Genomic DNA, 22,132 nt, shown 5'->3' with positions numbered 1-22,132 from the left:
CCTCGTCGTCCGCGCGACGTTCTCCCACACCACGGTCCTGCCCGAGTGGCGCGCGGGCATCAAGATCGAGAACCACCTCGGGCACCCCGCCTTCGGCATCGACAGCCGACACACCGGCACGATCTACCCACCGATGGACGGCTCAGCAACGGTCGAATGGCGGCTCAAAGACCTCCGGCTCGGCGGCGGACAGTACTTCGTGCACGTCTTCCTGGCGAAGACCAACGGCGAGCACATCGTCATCCAGCGTGAGGCCGCGTCGTTCCGAGTCGTCGACGAGGACACCCAATCCGGTATCGCTTGGACTCGCGCGACCATGCGCAGTCTCGGCTCCGGCCTCACTTGAGATCGTTTTGCGCTAGTGAGACCCGCGACTGAAATTCAGGCGTTGAGCGTGCGACTGTAAGCGCGCAGGTCACCACTCCGGCGCCGGCGGCGCAGGACTTCGAAGCACGGGAACGCAGCGCTTCGGCTCAAAGCTCGGTCGCGCTGTGCCCTGAACTTCGCTTACCTGTGCTTCACGAGAAGCCACCCGCGCTGTGGCTCTCCTCGTGAGTCGGTCGGTGACGGCTGGCCTGCGTGGCTGCGCACCTGCGGTTTCCCAGGAGGCCCAACCTACTCATCAGCATCACCACGATGTAACGCGTTAGCCGTTTGGGCAGGAGGACGCACCGCACATTGAAAACGCCCACGACGGTGGGCCCTCGCCCCCAGAAGAACGCGAGGACGGCTCGAACGTTACGCTGGCGACAGAGCGAGGCTGTGAGAGCGTCGCCGCGATCGGAGTTCCGCATGCCTTGGCGCCCAACGTCCGCCGTCCTCGTCTCCGTGGCCGTTCTCCTCAGCGTCATAGTCGCGCCCGGAACTGCCACAGCTGCTACCGGGATCACTCCTGGCCACACCGCGGCCCCGAGCGGAGGCACCATCGCCCTTGGTGCTGGCATCGATGGTGCAAACCAGAATGCGCAATTGGCTGAAAAGCTGCCTACCACGATCGCCCCAAGCTGGCGGAATGCTCCGCCGAAATGCCCGCAGGCCGGGAACGTCACCGCGACCTCCATCAGCGTGAGCGCGACGTCAACGATCGTTGCCGAACAGCAATACGGGTGCTCGAGCCTCTCGGCGTATGCAACCGCGACTGGAAAACTGCAGTGGCGAAATCAAGCCGACTGGGTCGGTATGGCGACCGTCACCGGTGGCAAGGTGTACGTCACGCAGGTGGACCGCAACGGATCGTCGCGGGTCACGAAGACACTCTCGGCCCAGACCGGGAAGGTGCTGTGGTCACATGCCATCGGCGGTAACCCGCGACGTTCAGTCAGCGTTGGATCCGGGGTGGTCTCCACTTTGGACAGGGTTGCATCCGCAGCAACGGGGAAGTTCCTCTTTAAGCTCAGCCTCGGCGAGGAGTCGTCACCGGGAGTCTCGATAGTGACCGGCGGCCGAGTGCACTACGCGGACTCCGGTGAAGTCAGAACGACGGACCCGAAGGGTCGGCTGCTGTGGAGCACCAAGTACCCCGCTGGCGTCGAGGGCCTGTATGCCTCAGGCGACAGGCCGGACATCTCAGCCCACGGACGGATGCTCTACGTTTCCGGCAGCAAGACCATCGTGCTCGGGGCGAAGACCGGCCGAATCGTCCGCACCCTCCCGGTCTCGGATCAAGCGATCGCTTTCGACGGCAATGTCGGGTTCTTCACCTCAAGAAGCGAACTGACCGGATTCCCGCGAATCGCGTCAACAGTCCGCGCTATCAACCTCACGACCGGGAGGGTGCTCTGGACTCATGCCCTGCCAATCGACGGCACGACCGCTTTCCATGCCGTAGCAGCTCCCGTCGTCTCGAATGGGTTGGTTTGGTTCACGCAGCGCGCCAACACGGGCAGTCCGACCACGGTGGTCGCGCTTGACGAAGTGACCGGCGCGCAGCGGAGCGAGACCGTGGACGCGTGCACGGATGGCAGCAGCTCAGACGGCAACCTCGTTATCGCACAACATCGAATGTTCGTGTCTACCGGTTGCGGCGTGCAAACATTCCTGGCAGCAAAGCGCACCCCCGTCACACCGACGCCTGGAGAGGTACTGACGGATCCAGGATTTGAGCGCGGCACGGACGAATGGACCGCCATCGGAGACGGCACGATCAACCGTGTGGCATCACCGGCACACGGAGGGTCTCGCGCCCTGTCCGTCGTACCCGCATCAAGCGCCGCCGGGACGATCGGGATTCAGCGTGTCGTTGAGCGCAACGGAGTCCGATTCGGAGGGTACTGGGCTTCCTGCTGGGTGCGGCCCACCACCGCGGGCATGAGCGCCGCGATGCGAGACATTGAATGGGCACCTGGATCCGAGCCGCAAGAGCTCCCGAAGGGCTGGGACATCCCAGAACTCACCGTGGGCGTATGGACCAAGATCGAATGGATCGGGCACATCAGCACGGACGGGAACTCCTCAACACTGCAGGTGTTCACACAGCAGGACCCATCGACCGGCGGGACGTTGCTCATCGACGACTGCTCCGTCACAGAATCTCGACCCGCCGGCTGGTAACTAGCCCACGGCAGTAGTGAGCGCGGTCTTCACCGGCCGCGCTCCCCACGCTCACGATGAGTACCCATCGCCCGGGTCACGCTCTTGCGGGCCTTCGCGGCACCACGCGTGGTCGTGATGGCAGACCGCGGATGCTTGGCGTTGCAGACGTCGGCAACGTACTGCGCCTGCACGGCGACCGGGCCGACGCCGGCGGCGGCCATCTGCTCCGCGTGGCGGTCGCGACGGTCAGCGCTATCCCACGCCGACAAGCCCGCCGCGCGGTGCTCCCCAGCGGCGCCCTGCTCACTTCCAGCCGCCTTCTCCGCAGCGGTACGCGCAACCGAGAGCCGGTCCCGGAGCCCCACCGCGTTTTGTCGATGCGGTCACGGGTGTCGCTCGTGACTTCGTCCGTCGGACGGTTGCTCGTGACGATCACATTCGCTGCGAACTTCTCGATCCGCTCGGCCTCGTAGTCGTTGAGAGTGACGGTGATATTGACCAAGACGACCGTCATGACCTGGCCTTCCGCCTCGCACGGGCGACTACCCGCGCCTCGGGTCCGTCCCTATCGAAGGGTGAGCCGAGGCCACCGACCGGTCGCGCAACTCAGCACTACGCACTGCCTCGAGCACGACGAGGGCCTCAACATCGTCGCTGCCAAACAACGGGTCCATGTCGGTATTTCAGACACGTTGAGTGGCAGTCGGACAAGTTAGTTGGCGGACGACATCACACTCCACTACTGCGGCATGTCCACGAACCGCGAGAACATCCCGTGGAACGCCACCGTGATGGTGTCCGTCGGCCCGTTGCGGTGCTTCGCCACGATCAGGTCGGCTTCACCCTGCCGCGGGTTGTCCTTCTCGTACGCCGACTCACGGTGCAACAGGATGACCATGTCGGCGTCCTGCTCGATCGATCCGGATTCCCGCAGGTCGGAGATCATCGGCTTCTTGTCGGCACGCTGCTCGGGTCCACGGTTCAGCTGCGACAGTGCGATGACGGGGACCTGGAGCTCCTTCGCCATGAGCTTGAGCGCACGGGAGAACTCGGACACCTCCTGCTGGCGGCTCTCGACCTTCTTGCCCGAGGTCATGAGCTGCAGGTAGTCGATGACGACGAGCTTCAGGTTGTGCTGCTGCTTCAGGCGCCGGCACTTGGCACGGATCTCGACGAGGGTCATGTTGGGGGAGTCATCGATGAAGAACGGAGCGTCGTTGATGCGCCCGCGGGTCTGCGCGATGGTGGTCCAGTCGCGGGTGTCGACGGTGCCCTTGCGCATGTTCTGTAGCGGAACGCTCGACTCGGCGGAGAGCAGACGCATGGCGATCTCGGCGCGGCCCATCTCGAGCGAGAAGAACGCGGCGGTCTGGTTGTGCTTCAGCGCGGCGGCGCGGCACAGGTCGAGCGCCAGGGTCGACTTCCCGAGTGCGGGTCGGGCCGCCACGATGATGAGCTGTCCGGGGTGGAAGCCGTTCGTCAGGGCGTCCATCTGGGCGAACCCCGTCGGGACGCCGGTCATCTGCCCGTCGCGGCCCTTCGCGGCCTCGATCTCGTCGATGGCGGTGCCGATGGCCTCGGTCAGGGGGACGTAGTCCTCGGTCTGCACGCCACCGGCGACGTTGTAGACCTCGGCCTGCGCGCTGTTGACGAGGTCGGTGACCTCACCCTCGCTCGCGTAGCCCATCTGCACGATGCGGGTGCCGGCCTCGACCAGACGGCGGAGGACGGCCTTCTCGGCCACGATCGCCGCGTAGTACCCGGCGTTCGCCGCGGTCGGGACCATGCTCGTCAGGCTGTGCAGGTACTCGGCGCCACCGCCGCGGGACAGCAGGCCCGTCTTCGTCAGCTCGTCGGTGACGGCGATGACGTCGGTCGGCTCGCCGTGCGAGTACAGCGACAGGATCGCGTCGAAGATGACCTCGTGCTTGGGGATGTAGAAGTCGACACCGCGGGCGGTCTCGATGACGTCGGCCACGGCGTCCTTCGACAGCATCATGCCGCCGATCGTCGACTGCTCCGCGAGCATGTCGTGCGGGGGAGTCCGGTCGGCGTTCCGCTCGGCGTACTCCCGGGGGGCCGGCTCCAGATGCGCGATCGACACAGGTGCTCCTCAGTGTTCATGGCGGTGCGGTGTTCACGGCGGTGCTGGCGGACGACCCGCCGAACCGTCCCCCACCGAGCAGTTCTACCCCGGGCGACCGACATCCCCGAGTCGCTGGCTCACGCTACGGGTACAGAGTTATCCCCAGCAACAGCACCTGTGGACAACTCTGTGGAACGATTGCGGAACACGCCGGAGACCTGTGTGGATGGTTGTGCACTCCGCTGTGGAGAACTCCGCGGGAGAACACACTTTCGACTGCTGATCGGGGCTTTCTCGTTCCACACCGTGTGTGGAGAACTCGACTTCAACTGCGAGTCGAAGGTTCACCTACGAGCCTCCGACTGTGCAGAACCGACTTGACAAACGGCCTCGTGATCCGGTTCCACTCGGGTGGCTCCCAGGCGCCGGGCGGGGGCCGGCGGTAACCGGCCATCGGTGTTCCTTGCACCGAAACCGCGCAGCCGACCAGGGCCTCCGGAGCGGACCCGACCCGTTCCGACACGCCGGGAGGGCAACCGTGCCGGGCGCAGTCGTGCACCCGGTGCGGGAACGACGGAGGGCGGGCCTCCCGTGGTGGGAGACCCGCCCTCCGGCGGTGCTGTGTGCTGCTACTTCGCGGCGACGACCTTCAGCGAGATGGTCGCGACGATGTCCTCGCGCAGACGCACGGTGGCCTCGTGGTCACCGACGGTCTTGATGGTCGCGGGGACCTCGACCTTGCGCTTGTCGAGCGAGCCGACGCCCTGCGCCTGGACGGCGTCAGCGACGTCAGCCGGGCGGACGGAGCCGAACAGACGACCGTCCTTGCCGGCCTTGACCGACAGCTGGATGGTGGCGTTCTCGAGCTTCATCTTGAGGTCCTGTGCCTCTTCGATGGTGGCGAGCTCGCGCGCGGTGCGAGCTGCACGGATCGACTCGATCTGCTTCTCGCCGCCCTTCGACCACGACACGGCGAAGCCCTGCGGGATCAGGTAGTTGCGGGCGTAGCCGTTCTTGACGTCGACGACGTCACCGGCGGAACCGAGGCCGGAGACCTCGTGGGTGAGGATGAGCTTCGACATGTGTCGACCTCCGATCAGCGGCCGGAGCCGGCGTAGGGGAGGAGCGCCATCTCACGGGCGTTCTTCACGGCACGGGCGATGAGGCGCTGCTCCTGGACGGAGACGCCGGTGATGCGACGGGCGCGGATCTTTCCACGCTCCGAGATGAACTTGCGCAGGGTCGCGACGTCCTTGTAGTCGATGACGCCGACCTTGATCGCCTTCGCGGGAGCGGCGTTCTTGCCGCCCTTGCCGCGAGGCTTCCGGCGGTCGCCGGTGCTCTTTCCAGCCATTGTTCTTCCTTACAGAGAGAGAAGTTGTGTGTCCGTCAGACCGTGTGGTCGCGGATCAGAACGGGGTCTCGTCGTCGTAGGTGCCGCCGGGGGTGCTCCACACGTCGTTCGACTGTGCGTTGCCGCCGCCCTGCTGACCACCCTGCGGGGACCACGGTGCGTCGGACTGACCGCCGCCACCGGAGTTGCCGCCGAAGCCACCGCCGGAGTTGCCCCCGCCGCCGACCTGGCCGCGCCCGCCGCCACCGCCGCTGCCACCCGGTGCACGGGTGATCTGGGCGGTCGCGTACCGGAGCGAGGGGCCGATCTCGTCGACCTCGAGCTCGATGCTCGTCCGCTGCTGACCCTCACGGTCCTGGTAGGAACGCTGACGGAGACGACCCTGCGCGATGACGCGCGAGCCCTTCGTCAGCGACCCCGCCACGTGCTCGGCGAACTCGCGCCACACACTCGCACGGAGGAACAGCGCGTCGCCGTCCTTCCACTCGTTCGCCTGACGGTCGAACGTGCGAGGGGTCGACGCGATGGTGAAGTTCGCCACGGCGAGCCCGTTCTGCGTGTAGCGCAGCTCCGGGTCCGCGGTGAGGTTGCCCACCACCGTGATGACGGTTTCGCCGGCCACGGGCTACTCGGCGCTCGCGGTCGTGGCGGCCGAAGCCGACGCGTTGGCGGCCTTGCGGGCGGCACGGGCCTCGTCGCGCTCCTTCTGAGCGGCGACCTGGGCCATGCCCTCTTCGGCGCGGAGGACCTTGGTGCGCAGGACGGCCTCGGAGAGACCGAGCTGGCGGTCCAGCTCCTTGGCGGAGTCGGCGGACGACGTGAAGTTCACGACGGCGTAGATGCCCTCGTTCTTCTTCGCGATCTCGTACGCGAGCCGGCGACGGCCCCAGACGTCCACGTTGTCGACGGTGCCACCGTCGTTGCGGATGACCGCGAGGAACTTGTCCAGGCTGGGAGCGACGGTGCGCTCATCGATCTCGGGGTCGAGGATCGCCATCAGTTCGTACTGGTGCATGCGGAACCCACCTCCTCTGGTCTCAGCGGCCCCGGGCAGTTCCCGGGGCAGGAGGGTTGATGCATGTGTCTCGGCACGCTGCATGCGCACGAGACAACCTGCCCATCGTAGCGGACGGCCTGGAGGCGCGCCACCGGCTGTGCAGAGCGACCGGCGCCGGTCAGGCGGACGCGTCGCGGGACGCCCACCAGGCGCGGAGGCGCGCCTCGGCGTCCTCGGGACCGAGCGGCCCCTCGTCCATCCGCGCCTCGAGCAGGAAGCGGTACGCCTCGCCGACGGCCCGCCCCGGCGGGATGTCGAGGATGCGCATGATGTCGTCGCCCGTCAGGTCCGGACGCATGGAGTCGAGTTCCTCCTGCTCCGCGAGGACGGCGATCCGGGCCTCCAGGTCGTCGTAGGCGAAGCCGAGCCGGTCCGCCTTCCGACGGTTCCGGGTGGTGACGTCGGAGCGGGTGAGCTCGTGCAACCGCTCGAGCTGGTCGCCGGCGTCGCGGACGTAGCGGCGGACGGCGGCGTCGGTCCAGGCGCCCTCGGTGTACCCGAAGAACCGGAGGTGCAGCTCGATCAGGCGCGCCACCGAGGCGATCGTGTCGTTGTCGAACCGCAGCGCCCGCAGTCGCTTCTTCGCGAGCTTGGACCCGACCAGGTCGTGGTGGTGGAAGCTCACCGCGCCGCCGGGCTCGAGCTTGCGGGTCGCGGGCTTGCCGATGTCGTGCAGGAGCGCGGCGAGCCGGAGCACGGTGTCGGGGGCGTCGCCGGGGTGACGCTCCGCCTCGTACCCGATCGCCTGGGTCAGGACCGTGAGCGAGTGCTCGTACACGTCCTTGTGGTGGTGGTGCTCGTCGATCTCGAGCTTCATCGCCGGCAGCTCGGGCAGGATCCGCTCGGCGATCCCGGTGTCGACGAGGAGCCGGAGCCCCTCGACCGGGTCGGACGTGTTGAGCATCTTCACGAGCTCGTCCCGCACGCGCTCGGCGGAGACGATGTCGATCGAGTCGGCGAGGTCGGACATCGCGCCCCGGACGTCGTCGGACGCCGTGAACCCGAGCTGCGCCGTGAACCGTGCCGCCCGCATCATCCGGAGCGGGTCGTCGCGGAAGGAGATCGGGGCAGCCTGTGGGGTCGCCAGACGTCCGGCGAGCAGGTCCTCGACACCGCCGTGCACGTCGACGAGTTCCCGCTGGGGGAGTCGGAGCGCCATCGCGTTGACGGTGAAGTCGCGGCGGAGCAGGTCGTCCTCGATGGTGTCGCCGAAGGTGACCTCGGGCTTGCGGGTCTCGCCGTCGTAGACGTCGCTGCGGTAGGTGGTGATCTCGACCTGCTCGCCCCGGACCAGTGCGGCGATGGTGCCGAACTGGCGCCCGACGTCCCACGTCGTCTTCGCGAGGGGTCCGACGATCGCCAGGATCTCGTCCGGACGTGCGTCGGTGGTGAAGTCGAGGTCGGTCACCGGGCGGCCGAGGAAGGCGTCGCGGACGGGCCCGCCGACGAGGGCGAGCTCGTGGCCGGCGGCGGCGAACGCCCGTGCGAGGACGTCGACGGTGTCGGTGGCGGCGAGTGCGTCGAGACGTTCGACGGCCTGGGCTACGGACTGCATGACGCCGTCGATCATCCCAGATGATGACGGCGAGCACCTGCGCGCCCGCCTGTCGTCATGGTCGTGCCTCATACACTCGTCGTGGCCCGCTCACGACCAGGGCCCTCTCACATGCAGATACTCCGTACCGTGCTCGCCGCCGCCGCGTCCGCCCTGGTCGCCACCGGTCTGGTCATCGCGCCCGCCGCGGTGGACGTCGCCGACGCCGCCACCACCACGAAGCCCGCCGATCCGAGCGCCGCACAGTCCGGCACCACCTCCGTCGCGCTGACCCCGTCCGGGCGAGGGGTCCTCGAGCTCGGTGACGACCTCTCGCTGTCCCTCACCGTGACGAACGACACGGACGTCGCGCTGCCCGCGGGGAGCGCCGACCTCGACATCATCCGACCCGTGGTCGGAACCCGGGACATCCTGACCGACTGGTTGGGCGACACCACACCCGACGGTTACCCCGGTGAGCCCATGGGCGAGGTGGACGTCCCGGTCGTCCCGGCACACCGCTCCGTCACGGTCAGTGACATCAGCGTCCCGTTCGCCGACGTCCGACTCGGCACGCTCAACCCGTTCGGTGCACGACGCATCGCGGCCTCGTACGCAGCCGGCTCGACGTTCGCGGTCGGGCGGTCCGCCTTCACCTGGAACCCCGCGCTCGACCGCGCGCCCGTCGACGTCGCCGTCGCGATGCCCGTGACGGTGCCCGCGACCGAGGACGGCGTGCTCACCGCCGGTGCCCTCGCCTCGGCCACCGCGGTCGACGGCACGCTGACCCAGCAACTCGACGCAGCGGAGGACCACAGCGTCGCCCTCGCCGTCGACCCGCGGATCATCGCGTCGATCCGGCTCCTCGGGGACGACGCCCCGAGCACCGCGACGGCCTGGCTGGAGCGCCTGGAGGGCCTGCGGAACGAGAAGTTCCCGCTCACCTACGCGGACGCCGACGTCACCGGACTCAACCAGGCCGGATCGCCGGGCATCGCCGGGCCGATCTCCTTCGACCAGGCGATCGCCGCCGCCGTCGAGGACGACCGCTTCCCGGGCGCGACCCCGAGCCCGACGGCCACGCCCGCGGACGGGGCCACCCCCGGGACCTCGAGCACCGACGCACCGGACCAGGACGGTGTCGGTGCCACCGACGCGGCGACCGGTCCCGCGAGCCCCGGCGACCCGACGGACGACGGCAGCACCACGGAGCCGGACGCCCCGACGACCATCCCCACGTCGGAGTCGCTCGTCGACTTCCCGTGGACGCTCGACACCGTCGCCTGGCCCGCCGACGGCACCGTCGCCACCGACGACCTGCCGGCCCTCAGCGAGGCCGGGTACCGCTCCACCATCGTCTCGAGCGGCAACACCTCCGCTGGTGCCGGTGCCACCGTCGCTGCGTCGGAGTCCATCGGTCCGACGCAGGGGCTCGTGGCCGACCAGGCGATGTCGGCGCTCCTCCGGGACGCCGCCGGTGCCACGAACGGTCGCGCTTACACGGACGCGATGTCGGAACTCACCGCCACCCTGGCGACCGTGGCCGTCCAGGGCACCGCGACCGGGCCGCTCCTCCTCACGCTCGACCGGTCCTGGCCGACCGACTCCAGCCGCCTCGACCAGGCCCTCGACACCCTCGAGAGCACCGTCTGGGTCTCGCCGACGGACTTCTCCACCGTGGTCGACGCCACCCCCGGCTCGCTCACGCTGCAGAGCGCCAGCGTCGACGACGACCGGCTCGAGACGCTCCGCCGCCTGGTCGGGTCGGAGCAGGACCTCACCGACTTCGCCAGCGCCGTGCAGGACCCCGCGTCCGTCACCGCCCCCGCCCGGCTCGCGACCCTCGCGGCGGCCTCGAACGCGTGGCGTGCCGACCCCGAGGGCCTCTCGACGGCGATCGACACGCTCGTCGCCGACAACGACGAGACCGTCAACAGCGTCAACATCGTCAACTCGAGCGACATCACCCTGCTCGGTGACCGGTCCTCGTTGCCGATCTCGGTGCGGAACCGGTCCGACCACGCCGTCACCGTCTTCCTGACCGTCTCGCCGTCGAACTCGTTCCTGCGCATCGAGCAGAACGCGGTCGAGGTCACCATCCAGCCCCGCTCCTCGACCCGCACCACCTTCCCCGTGCAGTCGGTCGCGAACGGCAAGGTCGCCCTGTCGATGTCGCTGACGAGCGCGACCGGGGCCCGGATCTCGACGCCCGCGACGGTCGAGATCAACGTGCAGGCGCAGTGGGAGACGGTCATCACGGCCGTCGCCGCCATCGCGGTCATCGCAGTCTTCGGCTTCGGCATCGTCCGCAACGTGCGGCGCCGACTCCGTCGTCGCAACGGGGAGCCCGAGCCCGAGGACGAGGACCCGAACCGTCCGCTCGAGGTCCAGCCGCCGGCGCCGGGGGAGCCCGCCGTCGAAACCCCGCCTGGAGGCCCGACCCCCGTCCCCGGGGCTGCCACCGTTCCCGGTGCCGCCACCGCGATCGCCGCGGCCAGCTCCGGCACCGACACGGTGGCGGCCGACGGCGACCGGCTCGAGGACGCGATCATGCGAGCCGGGGTGCAGTCGAGCCTCCCGGCAGACCACCACGACGACGACAGCACCCGCGACGACCGTCGCCAGCCCACCGACCGCCGTGTGTCCGAGGAGCCGACCATCAGCACCACCCCGCCGACCACGACCGGGAACGTCGACACCGCAGCGGAGGGCGGACGCGACCTCGGACGGGCGAGTGCCCTGCTCGCGGTCGGGACGATGGTGTCGCGACTGCTCGGCTTCGCGAAGACCTTCGTGCTCGCGTACGCCATCGGGCAGGCGAACTCCCGTGCGGCGGACGCGTTCGCGGTGTCGAACCAGCTCCCGAACAACATCTACGCGCTCATCGCGGGCGGCCTGCTCTCCGCGGTGCTCATCCCGCAGATCGTCCGCTCGATGAGCCAGAACGGCGACGGCGGGCGCGCCTACGTGAACAAGATCGTGACGCTCGGCGGCTCGGTCTTCGTCGTGATCACGATCATCGCGACCCTGCTCGCCCCGGTCCTGGTCCGCGTGTACGCCGCGCAGGCGGACGACGGCAAGGGCTTCTCCCCGGCGGCGACGGACCTGGCGGTCGCTTTCGCGTTCTGGTGCCTGCCGCAGATCCTCTTCTACGCGATGTACTCGCTGCTCGGCGAGGTCCTCAACGCCAAGCAGGTGTTCGGTCCGTTCACCTGGGCGCCGCTCATCAACAACGTCATCGCGATCGCCGGCCTCGTCGTGTTCATCGCGCTGTTCGGCAACCGCACGATGAACGCGGGGACGGACGACTGGACGCCGCTGAAGATCGCGGTGCTCGCGGGCAGCGCCTCACTCGGTGTCCTCGCGCAGGCGGCCTTCCTGCCGTTCTTCTGGAAGCGCGCGGGCCTGACCTTCCGACCCGACTTCCGCTGGCGGGGCGTCGGCCTCAAGGCCACCGGGACGGCGGCCGGATGGCTGTTCGCGATGATCCTCGTCACGCAGCTGGCCGGGATCGTGCAGTCCCGCGTGGCATCGCTCGGCTCCGGCAACGCCGGCAACGCCGTGCTGCAGAACGCCTGGCTGCTCTTCATGCTGCCGCACTCGATCATCGCCGTGTCGATCGCCACCGCGTACTTCACGCGGATGAGCCACGACGCCGAACGCGGCGACCTGGCCGCCGTCCGCCGCAACCTGTCGCTGTCCCTGCGGATCGTCGGCCTGTTCACGGTGTTCTCGGCCGTCGCGCTCATGGTGGTGGCGGTGCCGTTCGGCCGGATGTTCTCGAACACCTTCGAGGGCGCGGTGTCCATCGGCGGCGTGCTGCTGGCCTACATGCCCGGCCTGGTGCTGTTCAGCATGCTCTTCATCATCCAGCGGGTGTTCTGGGCCATGCACGACCACCGGACCCCGTTCCTCATGCAGCTCGTGCAGTCGGGCCTGTTCGTCATCGGGGCCCTGGCCGTGACCGCGCTGCCCGGGCAGGTCATCGGTCTCGCCGTCGCCGCGTGCACGACCGTCGCCGGGTCGGCCCAGACGATCGTGGCGCTCGTGCTCGTCCGTCGGCGGCTCGACGGCATCGAGGGCCCGGTGGTCGCCCGGTCGCACCTGCAGTTCGTCGTCGCCGCACTCGTGGCCGGCGCCGTCGGCCTCGTCGTCGTCCACTTCTTCGGGGCCTTCCGCCAGGACGGCTTCGCCATGGCGGACTTCACGAGCGCGGCCATCACCGTCGTCCTCGGCGGGGTCGTCATGGTGGCCGTGTACTTCGGCGTCCTGGCGGCCATCCGCAATGCCGAGGTGCGCAGCGCCGTCGACCTCGTCCGCGCACGACTCGGCCGCTGAGTCGGGCCCCGACGGGGGACGTCCGCGGGCCTGACGCTCACGGCTGCCCGGGAATGGCCCGCGGCTAGCATGGGTTGTCTCGGTGGCACGCAACGGAAGGGCAGTCATGCGCGAGCTCATCATCATCGGTTCCGGTCCCGCCGGGTTCACGGCCGGCATCTACGCCGCGCGCGCTGAGCTGAAGCCGCTCATCGTCGCCTCGAGCGTCGAGACCGGCGGCGAGCTGACCAAGACGACCGAGGTCGAGAACTTCCCGGGCTTCCCCGAGGGTGTCCAGGGCCCCGACCTCATGATCAAGATGCAGGAGCAGGCCGAGAAGTTCGGTGCCGAGGTCCTGTACGACGACGCCGTCTCCGTCGACCTCACCGGTCAGGTCAAGAAGGTCACCGTCGGCTCCGGCGAGACGTACGAGGCCCTCGCGGTCGTCTACGCGACCGGGTCCGCGTACCGGCACCTGGGCCTCCCGGACGAGGAGCGCCTCTCCGGTCACGGCGTCTCGTGGTGCGCCACCTGCGACGGCTTCTTCTTCCGTCAGAAGAACATCGCCGTCGTCGGCGGCGGTGACTCCGCGATGGAGGAGGCGACCTTCCTCACCCGCTTCGCCGACAAGGTGACGATCATCCACCGCGGGGACACCCTGCGCGCGTCGAAGATCATGCAGGACCGGGCCATGAACGACCCCAAGATCGAGTTCGCCTGGAACAAGACGGTCACCGGCATCACGGGCGACACGGCGGTCGAGGGCGTCACGCTCAGGGACACCGTCACCGGCGAGGAGTCCTCGATGGCGCTGGACGGCCTGTTCATCGCGATCGGCAACGACCCCCGCACCCACCTCGTGCACGGCCAGCTCGAGATCGCCCCGGAGGGCACGCTCGCGGTCGAGGGCCGCTCGTCCCGCGCGGTCGGCGTCCCGGGCGTCTTCATCGCCGGTGACGTGCTCGACCCGACGTACCGCCAGGCGATCACGGCCGCCGGTTCCGGTGCCGTGGCCGCACTCGACGCCGAGAAGTACCTCGCCGACCTCGACCACAGCATCACCGACCAGGCCGAGGGCGTCACCCCGACCGAGGCGATCATCGACGTCACCGCGCGGGTCTGACCCGGGCGCGGCCGACCGGGGGAATGCCCGGTCCGTCGACCACGTTCCCCTCACCGAACCGACTTCCGTCGAAGGAGCAAACATGAGCAACGCCAAGGCCGTCACCGACGCCACGTTCGAGGCCGAAGTCCTCAAGTCCGACAAGACGATCCTCGTCGACTTCTGGGCCGAGTGGTGTGGCCCGTGTCGTGCGGTGTCGCCGATCCTCGACCAGATCGCCGCGGAGCACGCCGACAAGATCGAGATCGTCAAGCTCAACGTCGACGACAACCCGCAGTCGGCCATGAACTACCAGATCACGTCGATCCCGGCGATGAAGGTCTTCAAGGGCGGCGAGGTCGTCAAGACCGTCATCGGCGCCAAGCCGAAGCCGGCCCTCGAGGCCGACCTCGCCGACTTCCTCGCCTGAGGAACCGGCACAGCGGGAACCGGTAGAGCGGGACCCGCACCACAGACCCGGACGCCCCGTCCTCCATTCCATCGGAGGGCGGGGCGTTCGCCTGTCCCGGGCCGATGTCCGCGCGCCGGGCGGGGCGGACGCGGGGCGGGCCTCCGGGCCGGAGCGGGCCACCGATCGACGATCGGCCTCGTCGCGGACCGACGGATGCCCGGTTGCATGTCGTACTGTGGCGAGAACGACCGAGTGGAGGAAACTCGATGACGAACGGCAACAGTCTCGACCCCTGGTACGACTCCTACGCCCAGCGCACCGCCGGGCTGAGCGCCTCCGAGGTCCGAGCTCTGTTCGCCGTCGCGTCGAGGCCCGAGGTGGTCTCGCTCGCCGGCGGCATGCCGTACGTCTCCGCACTGCCGCGGGAGCTCGTCACGGGCTCCATCGACCGCGTCATGCAGGAGGACGCCGCCATGGCGCTGCAGTACGGCGGTGGGCAGGGACACCGACCCCTCCGTGAGCACATCGTCGACGTGATGAGCCTGGAGGGCATCCGTGCCAGCCCGGAGGACGTCGTGGTCACCACGGGGTCCCAGCACGCCCTGGACCTCGTGACGCGGCTGTTCATCGACCCGGGTGACGTCGTCCTGGCGGAGTCGCCGTCCTACGTCGGCGCCATCGGTGTGTTCCGGTCGTACCAGGCGGAGACGGTGCACGTGGCGACGGACGAGCACGGACTGGTCCCCGAGGCCCTCCGCGAGACGATCGGCCGTCTCCGGGCCGCTGGCAAGCGGATGAAGTTCCTGTACACGATCCCGAACTTCCACAACCCGGCCGGGGTCACGATGAGCCGCGAGCGCCGCATCGAGGTCCTCGACATCTGCCGCTCGAACAACATCCTCGTGCTCGAGGACAACCCGTACGGGCTGCTCTGGTTCGACGAGCCCGCCCCGCAGGCCATCCGGTCGATCGACGACGAGGGCGTGGTCTACCTCGGCTCGTTCTCGAAGACGCTCGCGCCCGGGTTCCGCGTCGGGTGGGCCCTGGCGCCACACGCCATCCGCGAGAAGCTCGTGCTCGCGAACGAGTCGGCCGTCCTCGCCCCGAACTCCTTCGGTCAGTACGTCGTCAACGCGTACCTCGACGCAGCGGACTGGAAGGGGCAGATCGACACCTTCCGCGGCCTGTACGCCGAGCGCCGCGACGCGATGCTGTCCGCGCTGGGGGAGTTCCTGCCCGATCTGCACTGGACGGTGCCGAACGGCGGCTTCTTCGTGTGGCTGACCCTGCCGGACTCGCTCGACTCGAAGGGCATGCTCCCGCGCGCCGTCAAGGAGCTCGTCGCCTACACACCGGGCACGGCCTTCTTCGCCGACGGTCGCGGAGCCGGCAACATCCGCCTGTCGTTCTGCTACCCCACTTCTGACCAGATCCGCGTCGGCGTCAAGCGCCTGGCCTCCGTGGTGAACGACGAGCTCGAGCTCATCGAGACGTTCGGCCCGACGGCGCGGACCGCCTCGTCCGTCAGCCGCTCCACGGTCAGCTCGCCGCCGCCGAACCTGTCCTGATCAGGCATTTTCGCTACACCGTACCCTTCGCAGAGGAACACACATGGCTGAGTTCGCCCGCCGTCACGTCGTCGTCGTCGCCGGGGGGATCTCGCACGAACGCGACATCTCTCTGCGGTCCGGACGACGCGTCGCGGACTCGCTCGCCGGGTACGGATGGCAGGTCGACCTCCGTGACGCCGACGCGTCGTTGCTGCCGGCGCTGAGCGCAGACCGCCCGGACGTCGTATGGCCCGTGCTGCACGGAGCGTCCGGTGAGGACGGCGCGCTGCGCGGCATCCTGGAGGCCCTCGACATCCCGTACGTCGGCTCACGCTCCACGTCGGCCCGCCTGGCATGGGACAAGCCGACCGCATCGGCGCTCGTCTCTCGGGCTGGCGTCCGGACGCCCCGCTCCGTCACGCTGTCGCACGACGTGTTCCGGGAACTCGGTGCCGTGGGTGTGCTGCAGGCCATCGCCGCGGAGCACCCCGTACCGCTCGCCGTGAAGCCCGCCCGTGGCGGGAGTGCCCAGGGCGTCACCCTCGTCGAGGACGTCGACGATCTGCCTCGTGCCATGGTCGCTGCGTACACGTACTGCGAGGACGCCGTGGTCGAGCAGCTCATCCGCGGGACCGAAATCGCCGTGGGCATCATCGACACGGGCGACGGGCCGCTCGCGCTGGCGCCGGTGGAGATCGTGCCCCGCAACGGGATCTACGGGTACGAGGCTCGTTACAACGCGGGGGAGACCACCTTCTACACGCCCGCCCGCCTGTCGGAGGAACACTCGAGCGCCGCATCGGCAGCGGCCGTCCTCGCCCACCGCGCTCTGGGTCTGCGGCACGTGTCCCGCGTCGACATCATCGTCGACGGAGCCGGGACGCCGTGGTTCCTCGAAGCGAACGTGCTCCCGGGGCTCACTGAGACGTCCCTCGTGCCGCAGGCGCTGTCGGCGTCTGGATTCGACCTCGGGTGGACGTACGCCGAACTCGCGGAGCAAGCCATCCGGGACCACTCGGCCTGAGCGGGGAAGGCCCCCGACGTTCGGACGTTCCACGTGGAACATCGACCGATCGTGTTGGCGGTGGTCGAGACGCGACAGCCGTCCTGACGCGGAGAACCGGTGCCTCGGGGCGGTCGGGTGCGTCGCGAGGCCCAGCTACCGCCTGTGATCCGCCTGGCTGCCGAGACCAGTCGGCCCGGCAGTGGATGGCTGAGTGCGAACGGCCCACCTGCCCGTTCACGTCACCGGTACCGCAGTGTTGGAGCACGCCTTGTTCCTCCTCGGCACCGGCGGGGCTACTGCGTGCTGATCACAGACGTACCCGCGGCTCGATTCCCTTCGCGCATGCGCGTCGGGCGACCGAACTCGGTCCATGTCAGCCCGCCTGGACCTGCGGCTGCCGCGGAGGGCCACGGAATTCGGGCTACGCAGCGGCGGGCGCTGCGTGGAAGCTCCGGGAGGGCGGACGTTGACCTTCCAACCCGTGACATGGCGGGGAGCCTCGTCTGAGCCCGTCCCCGTGGGCCCGACACTGTGGTTTGAGCGGCAGCCACGGCGCCCGCTCGCGACCATCACCCTCTGTCGGTCGATCAGCACCCTGCCGTCGGCAGGCGGCACCGCGGGGACAGTCCGACTGCCGTTGTCCACCCGCCGACGTGCGACCATCCCGCTGGGGAGCCGAAGTACGGCTCGTTCGCTGAGGCGGTGTGAGCAGGACTTCGAAAGAGGCGCCCTTCATCGCCGCTCGCATCGAGGCCCCACCGAAGCGGGCTGAGCTGGGCATACTGCACTCCGAGGTCGCAGCCGAGGGAGAAGAACGGTATGCGGTCTCACGGCGCGGACCAAGCCCATCAGGCGGCACCACGTTGGCGATATGGCCGACTCGCTCTTTCTGGGCCTAGCCGTGGTGCATCACTCCTCCATGGGGCCGGTAATGTCCGATCGAGCAGCGTTGTGGAAACCGACGTTTCACGTGGAACCTCGCAATCGGTTGCGACTCCCGGTGGTGATGCCCGCGGCGCCCCGCCTGCCGTCGTGGCGCACAGACACACCGTGGTGCCCCGTCCGGCTTCTCGCGGGTTCGGGCGCTCCGTCGCTCCGGATACGAACGTCCTTCTCGCACGGCGCGCAGGAATCGTCCTGCGATCGGACGGAGAGTGCCGCCTGGCGTTCCGCACGACCCACGACCGCGTGTGGTGCCGAGCATTGACCCGCTCGCCGGCGGGCCGCCTGGCACCGTGTCCTGACGCGCTCCGGGCCACCGCAGCGCCACACGAAGCAGCCTTGGCTCTCATGTTCCACGTGAAACCACTACGACCACCGTTTCCCGAGGCGTGCGGCGAGCACCGCGAGTTTGCATGCAACCCCCGCGGCCTCGGTTCGATCCAAGTCGCCGCAACATCGAGGAGCAACGTCTCTGCCGTGTCGATCGGGCTCGCCTCATGGGCGCCCTCGACGTCGCTCCGCCGAGTAGCCGCGGGGCAGAGGCGTCGCCTGGTCATTGGCGGAGCGCCTCACGCTCCGGGCACGACAGCAGGACGCCGGAAGATGAGACGCGTCGTCTGACCACGTGTGACGAGCGCAATCGCTCCTCCGTGGCCGCCGAGTACCGAAGAGGATCACCGACCAGCGACGACCGATATCCCGGGCGCGTGAACCATCAGCCGCAGGACCAGGTCTCGGCTTCCGACCGTCGGGGGCAGGTTTGTCGTGCTGGAGCAAGAGCTGGCCGAGCAGATTGGCGGCGGGGTCACACCACGCACCGGTACCGACCGCCGATCGTCGGCCGCTCACCTGCCCGGCGAGCCAACCGCCAGTTGGACGTTGCGACGGCCTGGCGCGATCCTCGCGGCGCCATTCCCCGTGTGCACAGGCCGGATGAGCGCAAGACGCTCCTGACAGCGTCTGACGCCCCTTCTGCGTCCCGAGAAGGACGAATACGTCCTCCAAACCAGCAGTAGCGCTCCTCGCCGCTCAGGGCGCCACACAGCGCTCAGGGGAGGCGTGCTCCTGGGATCCGACGGAGAAGCGACCGGCGGCGGCCGTCAGCCCGCGAGGTCCTCGATCCCGAGCTCGCCGAGGATGCGGTTGAGGTCGTCGGCAGTCGCGAAGTCGATCGTCACGGATCCCTTCCGGGCACCGACCGCGATCTTCACGCGGGTGTTCAACCGGTCGCCCAGTCGCTCCGCCATGTCGTTGAAGTGCACCTGCCGCTTCGACGGCTGCGACGGCGTCTTCGCCGGCGCCTTCGTCGACATCTGCTGAGCGATGGCTTCCGCCGCCCGCACGGACAGGTCCTCGTTCACGATCTTCTCGGCGAGGTACTCCATCGCCTCCGCGTCCGGCGCCGCGAGGATCGCGCGTGCGTGCCCGGCCGAGAGCACACCGGCGGCCACGCGCCGTTGTACGGGGGAGGGCAAGCGCAGCAGACGGATCGTGTTCGTGATCTGGGGGCGGGAGCGCCCGATCCGCTGCCCGAGCTGCTCCTGCGTGATGCCGAAGTCGGCGAGCAGCTGCTGGTAGGCCGAAGCCTCCTCGAGCGGATTGAGCTGCGCGCGGTGGAGGTTCTCGAGCAACGCGTCGCGGAGCATCGCGTCGTCGGGGGTGTCCTTGACGATCGCCGGGATCGTGGCGAGCCCGAGCTCCTTCGTCGCACGAAGACGGCGCTCACCCATGATCAGCTCGTACTGCGGTTCGGTGCCAGCTGCACCGGTGATCGGGCGGACGACGATCGGCTGCAGGAGTCCGATCTCCCGGATGGAGTGGATCAGCTCCTGGAGTTCCTCTTCACGGAACTCCTTGCGGGGCTGCTGCGCGTTCGGGACGATGTCCAACGGGTTGAGGTTGGCGAGACGAGCTCCGGGAACCGCGAGGAGCTCCTCCGCCGTTGCCGACTGTCCCGAGGCGGCATTCGCATCGGCGGCGGAGGTGCCTCCGGTCGGGAAGAACACGTCGACGGGACGCTCTTGCTCGTTGGCGGTGGGGATCAGGGCGCCGATACCGCGCCCGAGTCCGGTTCGCTTGGGTGCCATCAGTGCTTCGCTCCTCGTTCTGCGATCTCGGCAGCAGCCTCCAGGTAGGAGAGTGACCCGCTGGAGTTGACGTCGTAGGACACGACACTCTGTCCGTAGCTCGGTGCCTCGCTGACGCGGACCGAACGGGGGATCATCGCCTTCAGGACCTGATCGCCGAAGTGCGTCCGGACGTCGTTGGCCACCTGGTTGGCCAGGTTCGTCCGACCGTCGTACATGGTGAGCAGGATCGTCGACACCGCGAGGTTCGGGTTGAGGTGACGCTCGATGAGCTCGATGTTGCGAAGGAGCTGGCTGAGCCCCTCGAGCGCGTAGTACTCGCACTGGATCGGGATCAACACCTCCTTCGCTGCCACGAAGGCGTTGATCGTCAGCAGCCCGAGCGACGGCGGGCAGTCGATGAACACGTAGTGGTACGGCTCGTCGACGGAAGCGAGGTACTGGTCAAGAGCGGTCCGCAGACGCTGTTCTCGAGCCACCAGGGAAACGAGTTCGATCTCGGCGCCAGCAAGGTGGATGGTGGCCGGCACGCACCAGAGCGTTTCCGACTCGGGGGAACGCTGGACCGTGTCCGCCATCGGTGCCTCGTCGACGATCACGTCGTAGATGCTCGCGACCTCGGCCTGGTGGTCGATCCCGAGTGCGGTCGACGCGTTGCCCTGTGGGTCGAGGTCGATCACGAGCACACGAGCTCCGCCGTGCGCGAGGGCCGCAGCGAGGTTGACCGTCGTCGTGGTCTTCCCGACCCCGCCCTTCTGGTTCGACACCGTGAACACGCGGGTCTTGTCCGGAAGCGGAAACTGCTGCGTCGCGATCGCCCGGCGCCGTCGGTTCAGGTCAGCGATCTCGCGCGCCAGGGGCGTCGAAGAGTCGTAGTCGGTCGATGAACTCAACGAGTGCCTCTTCCCCGGTCGGTGTTTCACGTGGAACATGGGCCGCGACCCGAACGCCTCGTCCGGCGCAGGGCGCGGATCCCCGGTCAGACCGGACCGGGAGCGTCAGTCAACTGTAGCCCGGAAGACGCGGGTGGTCTCTTCGACCACTCCGACTCCGAGCTCGAGCACCTCGACGTCTTCGAGGCGCTTGCGGAGGATGACCTTCCGGGCTGCGGCGACCTCGTCGTCGACGCGCGCACCCTTCATGAGGATGAGCTGCCCACCGGACCGGACCAGGGGCACGGTCAGGGGGATCAGCTTCGACAGCGCACTGACGGCTCGGGCCGTGACCTGGTCGAGCACCAACTCGTCTGCGACGTCCTCGGCCCGGGCTCGGACGACCGCCACGTTCTCGAGACCGAGCCGTTCCGCCTCGCCTCGCAACCACTCCACGCGGCGCTCCATCGGCTCGATCAGCGTCATGGAGACATCCGGTCGTGCGATCGCCAGCACGAGGCCGGGCAGGCCCGCACCCGATCCCACATCGCCGACCGTTCCGCCCGTCTGCAGGAGCGGAGCCAGGAGCGCAGAATTGAGGATGTGTCGCGTCCACAGTCGCGGGAGCTCAAGGGGACCGATGAGCCCGAGTTCCTCGCCACGACGCGCCAGCTCGTTCGTGAAGGACCGGGCGACCTCGAGGCGGTCTCCGAACAGCGTCGCTGCGACCGCCGGCTCGGTCTCGAGGACCGGAGCGTCAGCGGAGCCCGCTTCCGTCATCGGGTGATGACCGTGTGACGGTCCCGACCCTCGCCCTCGGACTCCGAGCGGAAGCCCTTCTCGGAGACCAGGTCGTGGACGAGCTTCCGCTCGTACGACGACATCGGCGGCAGCGCCGCAGTCGTCGATCCCGCTTCGATGCGCTCGATCGCGGTGTCGACCAGCCGCTGGAGCTCGGTCGCCCGAGCGTCGCGGGAGCCCCCGATGTCGAGGATCAGACGACTGAACTCACCGGTTTCGGCCTGGACGGCGATCCGCGTGAGCTCCTGCAGGGCGGACACGGTGTCGGGCTTCGCGAGGACGCGCAGCGCCTCACCGTCGTCCGAGACCGTCAGGTAGACACGTCCAGCGCGCTCCTCGATCTCGATGTCCCCGTCGAGGTCGCAGATGTCGAGCAGCTCTTCGATGTAGTCGGCGGCGATGTCCGCCTCGTCGCGGCTCTCGTCGTCGCCGCCCTGCTCGCTCGACTGGCCGAGCACCTGCTCGTCCTCGGTCGCGTCG

The 22,132-nt window shown here is 68.7% G+C and carries 18 protein-coding genes; 7 read left to right on the top strand and 11 right to left on the bottom strand.

Annotation, left to right across the window (positions count from 1 at the left end; genetic code table 11):
- Together DEI95_RS06325 and DEI95_RS06320 are read left to right on the top strand one after the other, a co-directional pair.
- The coding region (locus tag DEI95_RS06325) for a Wzt carbohydrate-binding domain-containing protein (protein ID WP_146243609.1) at window positions 1-346 on the top strand (346 nt) is incomplete at its 5' end.
- 623 nt (window positions 347-969) lie between these two features.
- A complete protein-coding gene (locus DEI95_RS06320; protein ID WP_181436216.1) occupies window positions 970-2,550 on the top strand; it encodes a PQQ-binding-like beta-propeller repeat protein in 1,581 nt (526 codons plus the stop codon).
- A 29-nt stretch (window positions 2,551-2,579) separates the two neighbouring features.
- Here the strand turns inward: DEI95_RS06320 and DEI95_RS16620 are convergent, their stop codons facing one another.
- From DEI95_RS16620 to DEI95_RS06285, 7 genes are all read right to left on the bottom strand, one after another.
- A complete protein-coding gene (locus tag DEI95_RS16620) occupies window positions 2,580-2,753 on the bottom strand; it encodes a hypothetical protein (RefSeq protein ID WP_181436215.1) in 174 nt (57 codons plus the stop codon).
- A 518-nt stretch (window positions 2,754-3,271) separates the two neighbouring features.
- Window positions 3,272-4,636 (bottom strand): replicative DNA helicase, encoded by a 1,365-nt coding sequence (dnaB, locus tag DEI95_RS06310; protein ID WP_110825788.1) that lies wholly within the window; start codon window positions 4,634-4,636, stop codon window positions 3,272-3,274.
- Between the two features lie 611 nt (window positions 4,637-5,247).
- Complete coding sequence (gene rplI, locus DEI95_RS06305) at window positions 5,248-5,700, bottom strand: 50S ribosomal protein L9 (RefSeq protein ID WP_110825787.1); 453 nt, start codon at window positions 5,698-5,700, stop codon at window positions 5,248-5,250.
- A 14-nt stretch (window positions 5,701-5,714) separates the two neighbouring features.
- Window positions 5,715-5,972: a 30S ribosomal protein S18 gene (rpsR, locus tag DEI95_RS06300; RefSeq protein WP_056121021.1), complete on the bottom strand. Its 258-nt coding sequence runs from the start codon at window positions 5,970-5,972 to the stop codon at window positions 5,715-5,717.
- A gap of 55 nt (window positions 5,973-6,027) precedes the next feature.
- Window positions 6,028-6,594, bottom strand: coding sequence for a single-stranded DNA-binding protein (locus DEI95_RS06295; RefSeq protein WP_110825786.1), 567 nt, complete (start codon window positions 6,592-6,594; stop codon window positions 6,028-6,030).
- A 3-nt stretch (window positions 6,595-6,597) separates the two neighbouring features.
- Entirely contained in the window at window positions 6,598-6,987 is a 390-nt protein-coding gene (rpsF, locus tag DEI95_RS06290) for a 30S ribosomal protein S6 (protein WP_110825785.1), read from the bottom strand.
- A gap of 160 nt (window positions 6,988-7,147) precedes the next feature.
- Entirely contained in the window at window positions 7,148-8,584 is a 1,437-nt protein-coding gene (locus DEI95_RS06285) for a CCA tRNA nucleotidyltransferase (RefSeq protein WP_110825820.1), read from the bottom strand.
- Between the two features lie 111 nt (window positions 8,585-8,695).
- On the opposite strand from DEI95_RS06285, the gene DEI95_RS16845 reads away from it, so the two are divergent.
- From DEI95_RS16845 to DEI95_RS06260, 5 genes are all read left to right on the top strand, one after another.
- Window positions 8,696-12,901 carry a DUF6049 family protein gene (locus DEI95_RS16845; protein ID WP_220036626.1) on the top strand — a complete coding sequence of 1,402 codons (4,206 nt, stop codon included), beginning with the start codon at window positions 8,696-8,698 and terminating at the stop codon, window positions 12,899-12,901.
- Between the two features lie 106 nt (window positions 12,902-13,007).
- Window positions 13,008-14,003, top strand: a complete 996-nt coding sequence (gene trxB, locus DEI95_RS06275) for a thioredoxin-disulfide reductase (protein WP_110825784.1) — start codon at window positions 13,008-13,010, stop codon at window positions 14,001-14,003.
- A gap of 82 nt (window positions 14,004-14,085) precedes the next feature.
- Entirely contained in the window at window positions 14,086-14,412 is a 327-nt protein-coding gene (gene trxA, locus DEI95_RS06270; RefSeq protein WP_110825783.1) for a thioredoxin, read from the top strand.
- 248 nt (window positions 14,413-14,660) lie between these two features.
- Window positions 14,661-15,962 (top strand): PLP-dependent aminotransferase family protein, encoded by a 1,302-nt coding sequence (locus DEI95_RS06265; protein WP_110889421.1) that lies wholly within the window; start codon window positions 14,661-14,663, stop codon window positions 15,960-15,962.
- Between the two features lie 43 nt (window positions 15,963-16,005).
- Window positions 16,006-16,968 (top strand): D-alanine--D-alanine ligase, encoded by a 963-nt coding sequence (locus DEI95_RS06260; RefSeq protein ID WP_111059709.1) that lies wholly within the window; start codon window positions 16,006-16,008, stop codon window positions 16,966-16,968.
- A gap of 2,024 nt (window positions 16,969-18,992) precedes the next feature.
- Here the strand turns inward: DEI95_RS06260 and DEI95_RS06255 are convergent.
- The 4 genes from DEI95_RS06255 to DEI95_RS06240 all read right to left on the bottom strand — a co-directional run bounded on the left by DEI95_RS06255 (window position 18,993) and on the right by DEI95_RS06240 (window position 22,110).
- Window positions 18,993-19,979 carry a ParB/RepB/Spo0J family partition protein gene (locus tag DEI95_RS06255; RefSeq protein WP_110901866.1) on the bottom strand — a complete coding sequence of 329 codons (987 nt, stop codon included), beginning with the start codon at window positions 19,977-19,979 and terminating at the stop codon, window positions 18,993-18,995.
- A complete protein-coding gene (locus DEI95_RS06250; RefSeq protein ID WP_111059708.1) occupies window positions 19,979-20,911 on the bottom strand; it encodes a ParA family protein in 933 nt (310 codons plus the stop codon). Before DEI95_RS06250 ends, DEI95_RS06255 begins: the two co-directional genes overlap by 1 nt.
- Window positions 20,912-20,977: 66 nt before the next feature.
- Window positions 20,978-21,631, bottom strand: a complete 654-nt coding sequence (rsmG, locus tag DEI95_RS06245) for a 16S rRNA (guanine(527)-N(7))-methyltransferase RsmG (RefSeq protein WP_110825778.1) — start codon at window positions 21,629-21,631, stop codon at window positions 20,978-20,980.
- On the bottom strand, window positions 21,628-22,110 hold the full coding sequence (locus DEI95_RS06240) for a R3H domain-containing nucleic acid-binding protein (RefSeq protein WP_111059723.1): 483 nt from the start codon (window positions 22,108-22,110) through the stop codon (window positions 21,628-21,630). Before DEI95_RS06240 ends, rsmG begins: the two co-directional genes overlap by 4 nt.
- Window positions 22,111-22,132: the final 22 nt, after the last annotated feature.

It is taken from the genome of Curtobacterium sp. MCBD17_008 (assembly GCF_003234475.1).
In the GTDB taxonomy this organism is placed as follows: Bacteria; Actinomycetota; Actinomycetes; order Actinomycetales; family Microbacteriaceae; genus Curtobacterium.
Note: the sequence above shows the minus strand (reverse complement) of the source record. Positions and strands in the feature narration are given on the sequence as shown.

What these genes read in the sequence shown, in the direction of transcription:
- DEI95_RS16620 (WP_181436215.1), bottom strand. Translation starts at nt 2,753, where the DNA reads ATGGCCGCCGCCGGCGTCGGCCCGGTCGCCGTGCAGGCGCAGTACGTT.
- rplI (WP_110825787.1), bottom strand. Translation starts at nt 5,700, where the DNA reads ATGTCGAAGCTCATCCTCACCCACGAGGTCTCCGGCCTCGGTTCCGCC.
- rpsR (WP_056121021.1), bottom strand. Translation starts at nt 5,972, where the DNA reads ATGGCTGGAAAGAGCACCGGCGACCGCCGGAAGCCTCGCGGCAAGGGC.
- rpsF (WP_110825785.1), bottom strand. Translation starts at nt 6,987, where the DNA reads ATGCACCAGTACGAACTGATGGCGATCCTCGACCCCGAGATCGATGAG.
- DEI95_RS06285 (WP_110825820.1), bottom strand. Translation starts at nt 8,584, where the DNA reads ATGCAGTCCGTAGCCCAGGCCGTCGAACGTCTCGACGCACTCGCCGCC.
- DEI95_RS16845 (WP_220036626.1), top strand. Translation starts at nt 8,696, where the DNA reads ATGCAGATACTCCGTACCGTGCTCGCCGCCGCCGCGTCCGCCCTGGTC.
- trxB (WP_110825784.1), top strand. Translation starts at nt 13,008, where the DNA reads ATGCGCGAGCTCATCATCATCGGTTCCGGTCCCGCCGGGTTCACGGCC.
- trxA (WP_110825783.1), top strand. Translation starts at nt 14,086, where the DNA reads ATGAGCAACGCCAAGGCCGTCACCGACGCCACGTTCGAGGCCGAAGTC.
- DEI95_RS06265 (WP_110889421.1), top strand. Translation starts at nt 14,661, where the DNA reads ATGACGAACGGCAACAGTCTCGACCCCTGGTACGACTCCTACGCCCAG.
- DEI95_RS06260 (WP_111059709.1), top strand. Translation starts at nt 16,006, where the DNA reads ATGGCTGAGTTCGCCCGCCGTCACGTCGTCGTCGTCGCCGGGGGGATC.
- DEI95_RS06255 (WP_110901866.1), bottom strand. Translation starts at nt 19,979, where the DNA reads ATGGCACCCAAGCGAACCGGACTCGGGCGCGGTATCGGCGCCCTGATC.
- DEI95_RS06250 (WP_111059708.1), bottom strand. Translation starts at nt 20,911, where the DNA reads ATGTTCCACGTGAAACACCGACCGGGGAAGAGGCACTCGTTGAGTTCA.
- rsmG (WP_110825778.1), bottom strand. Translation starts at nt 21,631, where the DNA reads ATGACGGAAGCGGGCTCCGCTGACGCTCCGGTCCTCGAGACCGAGCCG.